This is a genomic window from Maribacter sp. 6B07, assembly GCF_002700155.1.
GTDB classification, from domain to species: domain Bacteria; phylum Bacteroidota; class Bacteroidia; order Flavobacteriales; family Flavobacteriaceae; genus Maribacter; species Maribacter dokdonensis.
On the sequence record NZ_PDUT01000001.1, the window covers coordinates 364,185 to 376,732 of the forward strand.

The 12,548-nt window shown below is 32.8% G+C and carries 7 protein-coding genes; all 7 read right to left on the reverse strand.

Features of this window, described 5'->3' with window-relative positions; all coding sequences use genetic code 11:
* Positions 1-20: 20 nt before the first annotated feature.
* The 7 genes from CSC80_RS01545 to CSC80_RS01575 all read right to left on the reverse strand — a co-directional run bounded on the left by CSC80_RS01545 (position 21) and on the right by CSC80_RS01575 (position 12,497).
* Complete coding sequence (locus tag CSC80_RS01545; protein WP_099189301.1) at positions 21-1,028, reverse strand: L-rhamnose/proton symporter RhaT; 1,008 nt, start codon at positions 1,026-1,028, stop codon at positions 21-23.
* Positions 1,029-1,454: 426 nt separating this feature from the next.
* On the reverse strand, positions 1,455-2,765 hold the full coding sequence (locus tag CSC80_RS01550) for an SLC13 family permease (protein WP_099189303.1): 1,311 nt from the start codon (positions 2,763-2,765) through the stop codon (positions 1,455-1,457).
* A gap of 199 nt (positions 2,766-2,964) precedes the next feature.
* Entirely contained in the window at positions 2,965-3,861 is an 897-nt protein-coding gene (locus CSC80_RS01555) for an AraC family transcriptional regulator (protein ID WP_099189305.1), read from the reverse strand.
* Between the two features lie 703 nt (positions 3,862-4,564).
* Positions 4,565-5,752, reverse strand: coding sequence for a glycoside hydrolase family 88 protein (locus CSC80_RS01560; protein WP_099189307.1), 1,188 nt, complete (start codon positions 5,750-5,752; stop codon positions 4,565-4,567).
* Between the two features lie 8 nt (positions 5,753-5,760).
* Positions 5,761-7,338: a solute:sodium symporter family transporter gene (locus CSC80_RS01565; RefSeq protein ID WP_099189309.1), complete on the reverse strand. Its 1,578-nt coding sequence runs from the start codon at positions 7,336-7,338 to the stop codon at positions 5,761-5,763.
* 94 nt (positions 7,339-7,432) lie between these two features.
* Complete coding sequence (locus CSC80_RS01570) at positions 7,433-8,311, reverse strand: inositol oxygenase family protein (protein WP_099189312.1); 879 nt, start codon at positions 8,309-8,311, stop codon at positions 7,433-7,435.
* Positions 8,312-8,462: 151 nt separating this feature from the next.
* Positions 8,463-12,497, reverse strand: a complete 4,035-nt coding sequence (locus CSC80_RS01575; RefSeq protein ID WP_099189314.1) for a hybrid sensor histidine kinase/response regulator transcription factor — start codon at positions 12,495-12,497, stop codon at positions 8,463-8,465.
* Positions 12,498-12,548 lie beyond the last annotated feature (51 nt).

Consider the following 12,548-nt stretch of genomic DNA (forward strand, 5'->3'; position numbering starts at 1 on the left):
TATAATCCTACCTCTACTATTTAATAATTGGCATAACCTAATATGCAAATGGCCAATATTAAAACGAACAAACCTATTAGAAGGATGGAAAAAGGTTTTTTCGCATTCTTCCATTCACCAGCTCTAAATGCCCATATATTACTGATTATTAAAGCTAAGCCCAATAAAATTGGCCAGCCAATAACTGGTCCCATCTTACCCATTAATGCTGCACCCTGCCCATATACACCTAAGGCACAAAACCAAAAAATACCGGATACAATAGCCCAAGTATATGCTTTGCGACTATTTAGTGTTTTAAAGGAAGACCAAGAATTATTTCTCGATAATTTAAAAAGGGCATACCCGCCATTCATTACAAAGGCGCCAATCAAAACAACCACCCATGATGCTAAACTTGCATTCTGAGCACCTACCCCATAAAAATCGGTAGCCATACTTGCAACAGGTGCCGCATTAGCAAAACCAACATTCAAAAATGCAGAAAGCACACCCGATGTTACGGCTATTAACACCCCTATTTTTATAGCTCCTTTCTTAGAGTTTTCAGAAATATTCAATTGATCTCTTTTAACCCCGGCAACCGCAGTAATTGCAACACCTACCAATAAAAGAGCTACACCTAACAGTATTATTGGAAAAGTGGGCTGAGACATAGCACCTTCAATTTGAAATAAAGGTATGATCGAGCCCATAGAAGCTGCAAGCCCCATTACTATACCATAAGTAATTGAAATACCCGTTTTTTCAACGCTAACACCAAACAGAATCCCCCCAATACCCCATAAGAACCCGTAGAAAGCTGCGACGAATAAAACACTACTTTCGGTACTGGATATTACCCCTATCAAATCAGGAATAACTAAAAAAGCCCATAACATTGGAACAAAAATCATAGCTACAAAAGCGTGTACCAGCCACCATGCCTCCCATTTTAATGGAGCCATATACTTCATACCCAGGCCAAAAGTTCCTTGAAAGAAACTTGCCAAAAGCACTAATACTAAAGGAAGAAATTCAATATTCATAATTTAACTTTATACAAAACAAGTGTATAACCGTGCATAGAAACTGCAATAAATTACCATGCACACACACTATATTACCCTAATTTTTCTGATATAATTATAAGAGGATTTGAAAAACCCGTTAGCATCTAAATATTCTTTCATGAATTTTTATAATTGCAAACCCTTTACACAAAGCACGGTAATATGTCTCCAATATTACCGTGCTTAAATTCAACAACTAACTCAACGATTATTAATCGTATTAATTCAACTAACAATTCAAAGATCGAGGTTATTAGGAATACCAAACATGCATTTATTACCTATAGACTGCACAATTTTATCAATTTGACAAAAACAACAGCTACAAAAAGATATTTTCTCTAATAAAATTGAAATTTTAAGCGTAATTAATAGATACAGCGCAACTTAACTGAACTTTCGTTAATACATTAACCAGAATAAGAGGCATAGAAAGAGACCTCCACAAATAGCCACAACACCGGACAATACACTAAATGATCTTAAAAGCTTAGATACTGAAACATTATGCACTTCTTTAAACAGCCAAAAGAAACTACTATTTACATGAACCACACCTAAAGACCCTGCACCTATAGCTGCTGCCGTTAATTCTGGATGCAAAATACCACCTGTTACCAAAGGAGCTGTTATAGAAGCCGTTGTAATCAAAGAAACGGTTATTGAACCGGTAACTGTGGTAAATAAAAAGCTAAGTAAAAACGGAATTATAATACCTAAAATTGAAAGACCGCCCATCTCTACTTCAGAAAATAAAGCACCAACAATTTCGGTATCCTTTATAACCTGACCGAAAGCTCCTCCTGTACCAGTAATTAAAATTACTATTGCACATTTAGCTCCCGCAGATTGAAAATAAGTATTTAGATACGTAGAAAAGTTATCTTTACCAATTAGAGGAAGTGCAAAACAAACACCGATCATTAGTGCCCATACTGGATTTTTTATAAATTCCAGTAACGGATTATTTCCTGGAAATATATTACCAATAGACATTAAAAGCAAAGGAACAAGTAATGATGCAAAAGGTAATATTAGTTTATACCCTTTTAATTCTTTCTTTTTAGATTTTAAGTTGTCATCTCCGTCTTTAGTAAAGTTTGGCAATGCCAGTTTGCTGGTATTCAGTTTTATCCAAATTAAACCACCTATTACTGCTGCCAATGCTACCATTACATTATATGGTACCATAGCTCCTATATTAATTTCCAATAAGGCAGCCACTGCCAAAGGTCCAGGAGTAGGTGGTATTAGAGCATGTGCAACTGTTAAACTCATGGCAAGAGAAAGACCTAAAACCAAAACAGATACACCAGATTTTCTAGAAAGCGCTACCATTGTTGGTAATAAAGTTAAATAGGCAACATCCATAAAAACCGGTATACCCACCAGAAACCCGATAACAGCCATTCCTAAGGGTAGACGATTAATACCAAAAAACTTAATAATACTTTCTGCAATTACATCTGCCCCACCGGTTTCTGCCAAAATTTCCCCTAATAAAGTGCCAAAGAGAATTACAAGGCCTATCCACTTTAAAGTGTTTCCAAAACCATTCAAAAGACTTTCTGTTACCATTTGAACAGAATTACCTGTAGCCAAACCTAAAATTAATCCCGAAATTAATAACGCAGGAATTGGGTGTATTTTAAATACAGTAACCGCTACTATAAGTAAAACAATACAGAAAATTAAAACTAAAAAAGCAGTCATAGTATTTTAATTCACAGGAGGAACCATTTAATTACCAGACTTAACATGTAAATAAAATGTTAAGCTACCATACAAACTTAAAGGAAAATGCCTTTAAAATGTAGTTGCATTTTTTCATGTTAGAACACAATTTTACCATTTATATATAAAATCATGAAACTAAAAGAGTAAGGAACTAGATTTTAGAATTACTTCTATTTTAAACCTCCTCTAATTCCGCCTGTTGCTCAGAAAGATATGGCTCCATGTATTCTGTAGGGGTCATTTTCATTAGTGCTTTAAATTGGCGGTTAAAATTAGTAATGGTATTAAATCCAGATTGATAACAAATAGTCGTAATCTGTAGTTTTCCCTCAATTAACAGCTTGCATGCATGTCCGATCCTAATTTCATTTAAAAACTGGACAAAAGACTTCTGTGTTCTTTTTTTAAAGTATCTACAAAACGCATTGGGTGCCATATGGGCAATTGATGCAACTGTCTCCAATTCTATTTTATTCTCAAAATTTTCATTTAGATAAGAAATTATTCTCGCCATACGTTCCTTCTCACTTTTCTTATATGAATTATCAAATCCATTAGAACATAAAAAGCTGTAGTTCTCACTCACTGATAAAATATCTAAAATTTTTAAAAGACCTACAATTCTAGATAGTCCGGTTGAACACACCAGCCCCATCATATGTGTATGTACTAGATAGGTTGCTGCCTTTGAAAATTTAAGTCCTCTATTTGCATTCTCAAACAACTTTTGCAACCTTTTTGCTTCTGGCAACTCTCTAAAGGTCTCACCTAAAAAATCAATATCAAATTTTACCACTATTAAATCAGCCGCTTCATTCTCACCCATATCCTCATAATACTCTCTATGATTTCTAAATAAGTGTGGAACATTACTACCTATTAAATACAATTCACCTTCATTAAAATTTCCTATTGAATTACCCACATAACGGGTACCTGAACTTTTTAAAAAATAGATAAGTTCTATTTCTGGATGAAAATGCCAGTCTTGTTCAATACATGGTATTGTATCCTGTCTTGCTAAAAAAGAATTTTCCGGTTTTCTATCGGTTTGCTTATAGGTTAGTTTCATTTTGTCGTTATAAAAGGCTCTTCTTTAAATCATAAAAATCATATAGATTAATTTTTGAATAAGGTATAATAGAAATTGAGAATTACTAATATAATAATATATTCACAATAAAAAAGTAAAATTGCAATATTAGAGTTAATATTATACTATAAGTTGATTTTAAAAAAAGACTTCAGTTAACACTATCTATTCTTAAAAAGTATTGATTTTTCTTAAGAAAATTTATGAATTAAAAACCCATATAACCTATTTATTCTTTTTATAACTTATAGAATATTATGATGAACGATTTTATATTTACTATTGAAGAACAACTAATATCTTATAAAAAAAGATTGTTGTTGAATTATTTTTAAAAAAGCTATAAAACAAAATGAGGAATCTCTACAAAAACGTGGGTTAATCCAGTCTATTAATCGAAGAATAGCTGTTTTAAAATTTTAAAGTAAACTATTTGATTTTTTAACACTCATAATCTAAACAAATGATTTTATAAATCGACTTTACTGTACTTCAACTTTGAATTCTTTATCTTTACATCTTGAGATTAGTTATTCAACCTCTTTTAAAAATAATGTCGATAACAAATCGACAACAGAAAAAATAAAATTTCGCAGAACCCTCTGTATTCAGGCATTTTCAACATTAGGTTTGAATCCTGTCGAGGTCACTACAAAAAGCTCCATTCTCATGGAGCTTTTTTTTATTTTTTGTTCTTAATCCTAAGCATCAATTCTAAAAAGTAGTAATCTGCGTAGTTGATAGACACATCCATCTCATCCTTTTTAGGCCAATTACCCGTACTATGTTTTAAGATAAAAGGAGCTTCTATTTCAGATGGCAAAAGATATGCTTCACTTTTTAAAGTTTTCAACACCTTTTTTGAATATTCCAAATAAGCTTTTTCATTAGTGAAATTTGTAAGTTCTACCAATGCAGAAGCTACAATGGTTGCAGCGGAAACATCCTTAATAGTATTTGGTATACTTGGATCATTAAAATCCCAAAACGGAATTCCGTCCTCCGGTAAACTATTATGTTCTAAATAGAATTCCGCCGATTTCCTTGCCTGCTCTAAATAAACCGAATTGCCAGTATATCTATAACACATTGTAAAACCATAGATACCCCACGCCTGCCCCCTAGCCCATGAAGAATTATGATTAAAACCTTGGTGCGTAACTTTATCTTTAACCCTACCGGTAACCGTATCATAGACAACTACGTGAAAACTACTATTGTTTTCCCTAAAATGATTTTTTAAAGTGGTATTGGCATGCTGCACAGCAATGTTATGAAATGTGCTATCACCCGATATTTTAGTAGCCTCAAACAACAATTCTAGGTTCATCATATTATCAATAATAACGGGATACTCCCAAATATCCTTATTAAAATCCCATGAACGTATACTGCCTACTTTTTTATTAAACCTAGTGCTCAAAGTAGTTGCACTTTGTATTAAAACAGATTTGTAATGGTCATTTTTTGTTACTTCAAAACCTTCTCCAAAACTACAATACATTTTAAACCCCATATCATGGGTAGCATCATTATATTTTTCTTGTTCAATATAATCTGTTGACTCCATTGCCTTAGATTTAAAGGCTGGATTACCGGTTAATTTATACAATTGCCAAAGATTACCTGGGTAGAACCCACTTGTCCAGTCTTTTGAAGTTACTTTGAATATTTTTTTGGTTTTGGGGTCATAACTTCTTGGGATGGAAATGGAATCTACTGCATAATCTAAAAATTTCTGATATCGAATTTGCAGGAGTGAATCTGCCGATATACGCAGTATACCTTCTTTTTCATGAGGTGTTTCTTTGCAAGATAACGAAGCTAAAGCAATTAAAATACAAAAGCCTTTACACCATATTTTACCCATAGCACATATTAATTAGTACCTAGTAGCACATAAATTACTACTGTAATTATACACAATATTATTGCCATTGGTCTTGTGTACTGCCATTCTTTCATTTCCACATAATCATGATCTTCTTCTTTAAATGGTTGCCTATTAGGATAGAAATAGGAGACAATGAACATTACCAACATATTCAAGACAAATTCTATTCCCCAAATATGCACAAAATGAATATCTACTTTTAAGATAAAGGTTGTTAAAATATAGAAAGTCAAACCTATGACCAAAGCCACTTTTGCTGCTGTAGCGGAGATTTTCTTCAAAAAGAAACCTGCCAACATTATTGACGCTATTGGTATAAAGAAAATACCATTAAGCTGCTGTAAAAGTTGATATAATCCATCTGGAGCATTTGCTACCATTGGCGCTACTAAGATGGCAAATACCGCAAGAACGGTCGATGTCAGTTTCCCTATCCTAACCAATTTTTTATCACTGCTTTTTTTACCAAAATGTCTTTTAAAAACATCTATACTGAATATGGTTGCAGCACTATTTAACACACTATTGAAAGTACTTAATACGGCTCCCATTATTATTGCCGCAAATACACCAACAAAACCAATAGGCAGTACTTTTTTTACTAATTCCGGATATATCATATCTTGATTATTGTACATAGAATCTCCAAAATAATAGAAGGCAATTACTCCAGGTAGAATTATGATAATGGGAACTAAAATCTTTAAAACCCCTGTAAAAAGCAATCCTTTTTGAGCTTCGACCAAATTCTTGGCGCCTAATGCACGCTGAATTATCGTTTGGTTCATGCTCCAGAAGTATAACTGATTAATGATCAAACCTGTAAAAAGCACCTCAAACGGCAGAACTGAATCTTTAGCTCCAATGACATTGAATTTCTCTGGACTATGGTTAAACACCTTTGACAAACCTAAAAACGGATTACCATCACCAATACCTACCAGTGCTATTATTGGTATTGCCAGACCTCCAATTAACAATCCGTATCCATTAATTGTATCTGAAACAGCTACCGCTTTCAACCCTCCAAATATGGCATATATGGATCCTAAAACACCAATACACACAACAGTTATCCAGAGCCCCTCTTCTTTTGATACATCTAAAACTTCGGATATATTAAAAATACTCTCAATGTTAATTGCTCCCGTGTAAAGAACAATTGGTAGTAATGTAACCACAAATGATATCATTAGAAATAAAGCAACCAAAGTTCTGGTAGTACTATCAAACCTCTTCTCAAGATATTCTGGTATTGTAGTCAGTCCCATTTTTAAATACTTTGGAACAAAATAGATGGCAGCAGCAACTAAAGCCAATGCCGAAGTTACCTCCCAAGCAATAATTATAAATCCATTCTTATAAGACGATCCGTTCATACCAATTAAATGCTCGGTAGAAATATTGGTCAATAACATTGAACCGGCAATAACAACACCGGTTAAACTTCTTCCGCCGAGAAAATAACCATCTTTAGAATCTAATTTTTCTTTTCTCAGTTTATACCATGAATAAATTGCTACAAAAGCTGTAAAGGCAATAAAAGTAATAGTGGTGTACATATGAATTTGGTTAGGTTTAAAATTAAAATGGAAAGCAAAAAAAATGCTCTAGTAAAAAATGCTAGAGCATTGGCAAACTCAAATAATAATGAAATTAAAAACTCAACTTTTCAGGTAAGTACTTTGCTACCAACTCTTTGTAATAAGGCAGTAATTTTTTAGCATCCGGTGGCACAGGCGCTTTTGAATATAGATCGTAGGGATTAAATTTTTTGACCCACTCGAACATTTCAATGTCCTTTGCGGTCATTAAGTGCGTGTAATCATTTTCTCTATGTTGAGAATAAAAAGAATGGTACCTGATCATATAAAGGGCAGGTTCCGGCAAGTAATCTTTCATTATTTGATAAAGATACTCATCATGTCCCCAACTCATCTTTACATTGTCCAAGCCACAATTTGGCTCGTAGATACCGTATTTTGTATTATATCTACTATCAGTAGCATCAGGATTTGCGTTAAAAAATTCCGGATATACTATTTTATAGGAATAAGCACACCCAACAGGGAAGGTATCACCTACTACAGCCCATTGTGGTTCACCGAACAAACAAAGAATTTTTCCTAAATCATGAATAAAACCAGTAAGCACAAACCAATCTGGATGCCCATCTGCCCTTATTGCTTCAGATGTCTGTAATAAATGCTGTAGTTGGTCCAAATCTATATCTGGATCACTATCGTCTACCAATGTATTTAGAAAATCAACAGCCTCCCAAATAGACATTTCCTTCTTATTGAACTGTAAAAATTCTTTCTCCTTTTCAACTACAAAATCATAGGTTTGAAATTGATGATTTATCCTATAAAATTCTTTGACCGTATCTAATCTTTCTGAGTCTACATAATTTCTAAACTCCTCTTTTTCTTTTGTGGTTTCTTCTGGATCAGGATATCTCTCTAATAAGTTATCTTCCCAATCATCAATATTATCCATAGGATGATCTTGATTGTTGTTCAACGCTTTTTTCATAAAAGTCGATATTAAAGTTTTTGAATAAGTTGATTTGTTGTAATGATAGTACCACTATCTACATGCAATTTATCATATTAATACAATAATTAGATGGATAATACCATCATAAATATGGATTACATGCCAAACAATAAAAATATAAAAGATTCTATTTCAACAATTTACTAGGAGGGAAACCAAATTGCTTCTTAAAACACCTACTAAAATAAAGGGGATCATTGAACCCTACTAAATTGGTGACTTCAGACACATTGTATTTCTTTGATCTTAACAGCTTAGCAGATTTCTTTAATCTAATAGTTCGTATAAATTCATTAGGTGCCAAATCCGTAAGCTCTTTTATTTTTCGGTATAGTTTTGAAGAGCTCATACCTAATTCTTGACATAAAACATTAGTAGTTAAGTCAACATCATCAATATGTTCTTCAATGATATTGGTTACCTGGTCCATTAGTTCCCTATCAATTGGAGAATGGGTAAGTAAACCTACCTCACTTTCAACTTCATCAGAGAACTTTGCTTTGAGCTCTAAACGGGTTTTAATCGTATTTACAATGACAGATTTTAACAACGAAGGATCAAACGGCTTAACCAGGTATGAATCTGCACCCACATCATAGCCTTTGACTTTATCTTCATTCTCAGATAATGCCGTCAATAAGATTACAGGTATATGACTAATAAACTCATCATTCTTTAGTTCATTGCAAAATTCTAATCCGTCCATTACCGGCATCATTACATCTGCAACACATAACATTGGTTTTATTTTTCTACAAAGCTGCAAGCCTTCTTCTCCATTCTCTGCCTCGTACACCTTATAATAGGCAGATAAGTAATCAATAAGATATTTTCTTAGCTCGGTATTATCTTCAATGACCAAAATTTTATCTTTAATATCAGTATTGGTCGTCTTTCTTTTAATAGGAACAAACGTTTCTGGTTCACTAATTTCTTTGTTAGAAATAAACTCGAACACTTCCTTTTTAGAATAACTCTCTCTATGTATAGGAATTTCAACTGTAAACGTACTACCCTCATTGGGTTTACTCTCAACAACTATGGTACCCTTATGTAATTCAACCAAAGATTTTACAAGAGAAAGACCAATACCGGAACCCGTATTATTTTCTTTACTATTTGTGGCTTGATAAAATCTTGTAAATATTTTTTCTTGACTTTTTAGTGGAATACCTATACCATCATCACTTACTTCAATTACCAATGTATTTTCATCGTTCTCTTTAAGCTTAACAAACAAATCCACATGACCATATTTGTTGGTGAATTTGATGGCATTGGACAATAAGTTATATAAAATCTTATCAAATTTATCTCGGTCTATCCAACCAAAAAGATGTTCTACTTCGCTAATTATATTAAAATCTATTTGCTTGTTAAAAGCGAACTCTTTAAAAGAATCGAATGTATTTGTGGTGAACAATAATATGTCCGTTTTAGAAACTTTAAGCTTTAGTTCACCTGTTTGCGCTTTTCTAAAATCTAATACCTGATTGACTAAATTTAAAAGTCTACTGGCATTTTGATGAATTAAATTAAATCTACTTTTTTGATAGTCACTACTGTTCTCATTACTTTCTTCCAACAATTGTTTTGCTGGCCCTAAGATTAATGTCAACGGTGTTCTTAACTCATGAGATATATTGGTGAAGAATCTAAGTTTTTCATTGTTCAGTTTAATATCACGCTCTCTATTTACCTTTTCGGTAACCAATTCTTGCTTTAAGCGTAGCCTATTTTTCATTTCTTTTCTTATCAAATAAATTACCAAGACCAAAAATGCAATAAATAGGATCAAAGCTTGATAGGTTAACCAAAAAGGAGGCTTTATGATAATGTTATACGAATTTACATTACTCCAATAACCATCACTGTTGCTTGATTTTATCTTGAAAGTATATTCACTTGGAAACAGATTGGTGTATTGTACTGTTCGTGAATTGCTAGAAGTTGATATCCAGTCTTCATCAAAGCCTTCTAGCATATATTCAAAGCTGTTCAGTTTTTCTTTAACGTAAGAAGGTGTAGAGAATTGAAGTGAAAAATTTCTGTTTTTATACTCTAAGGTTACATTCTTAATATCGTTTACATCCTTAAGCAATGGAATTTGACCATTGATTTCCACACCTGGTTCTATTACTTCATTTTGTATTTTAAACTCAGTAATTATAGGGGTTTTAGCTATTTTATTTTCACTTATAGCATGTGGAGAAAAATATATTATTCCGTTTTTACCACCTAAAAATATGTTTGAATCATCAAAATTGTAAAAACCACTAGAACTAAATACATCTAATCTATTACCACTTTTTACATCATAAATATTATGACTCTTTAAATTAGATTTCAACCTGGCAACACTATTACTATTCATGTTGAACCAAATATCACCGTTTGTATAAGTGAGCATATCTGTTATCCACTTGTCGGCAAGCTCAGAAGGTTCATCTAACGGCACAAACTTTTTGGTATTGAAATCAAATAAATTAAGTCCTTTTCTTGTTGCCGCCCATAAGCGACCTTCATGATCTAACATAATATCACTTACATTATCATGAAGTAAACCAGCATCTGAGGTTGACGATGATGTATAATACTCAAAACTATTTTCACCTTTTAAATAATTAACTACACCTGTCTCTGTAGCAAACCAAATACTGGAATCATTCTGTTTTACAATTTCATTTATTTGGTATCCCTTTAAAAATATCTCTGTATTTGTACCATTCTTAAGTTCTGTTGTATTCAATATCAGAGCCCCTTCTCCAAAAGACCCTACTAACAGCTGATCTTTTGCATATGTTTCAAAAGCAAAGATTGGCGATTGCTCAAAGCCGATATTGAATTCTTTTGATCTATTTTTTTTATAATCATACACCAATAACTTTCCGTTCCAAAGGCCACAGTAAAATGTTACCCCATCTATGGAATAAATGCTTGCTATATCTTTTTGGTTGTTATACAAGGGTAAAAAGGCATCTTCATTCGAGATAAAAAGTCCATTATGTCTTGTGGCAACTACAACTTTACCATCATAAGTTTTACTAAAACCTCTAATTCTTGGAACTTGATTATCAATATGTAGTGAAATATCCTTATTGCTATTAAATTGATTTTCAAACGGATCATACTTATCTAAACCATCTTCTGTACCGATCCATAACACTCCTGATGAATCAAAAAATAAGGCTGATACCAAATTATCTACCAAGGAAGTATCATCTGTCAATACTGAATAATGCCACTTATACTCACCTTTAGCAATATCTTCCAATTGATTACAAACTATTAAACCACCTAATGTACCTACCCAATATTTGCCATCATCTGCCTGTGTAACCGAAAGAAAATATGGACCTAACCCATCTCTGATCTCTGTATTTTCTATTTCCAGATTTACAAATTCATTTGACCCTTTGTTCAACTTATACAACCCTTCTCTGGTACCAATGAAGATATCTGACTTTGCATCTTCATATATAAAATTTAAATATGGATTTTTCTCTGTTGAATTTGGAATTGTAAGAGTATAAATATGTTTTTGGGAGATTTCACCCTTAGAATCTAACATTAATTTGGCTACACCGCCAGATTCGTAGCTACCGATCCAAATATTCCCATTTTTATCTTCTACAATTGCTTTTATGTAGTTGAAATTTTCAATTTGAACCTTTCTAAAAGTATTGGTCTCAACATTTAAGATATAGAGACCACTATTTTTTGTACCTACCCAAACTCTTTTAAACTTATCAACATAAACCGATCTTATTTCTCCCTCCGGAAGACTTTCACTATTGTTCCTATCAGGTAAATAGGTGTTAAACGTATGAGTATCCGTTTTGTATAATGAGAGTCCATCTCTGGTACCTATCCATAAATTATTAAAGTCCTCATCTAGAGCTAAGGCCGTAATATCATCATTGTGCAGTTTAGACCCATCGGTAGAAGAGCTTAGATAAGATTTAAACTCATAACCATCAAATCTATTTAGACCGGCAAATGTACCCAACCATAAAAATCCATGCTTATCTTGAACAATATGCCTAACAGCATTATGAGACAACCCACTGTCATCATTATAATGCTCAAATTTAATATCTTGAGCAGTTACGCTTGTTGCTAATAAAATAATTAAGATAAATATGCTGAAAACATTTCGCATGTTTTGTTTTAAATGTTTGAGTTTGGTTAGTTATAAATGTACTAAAGCTAC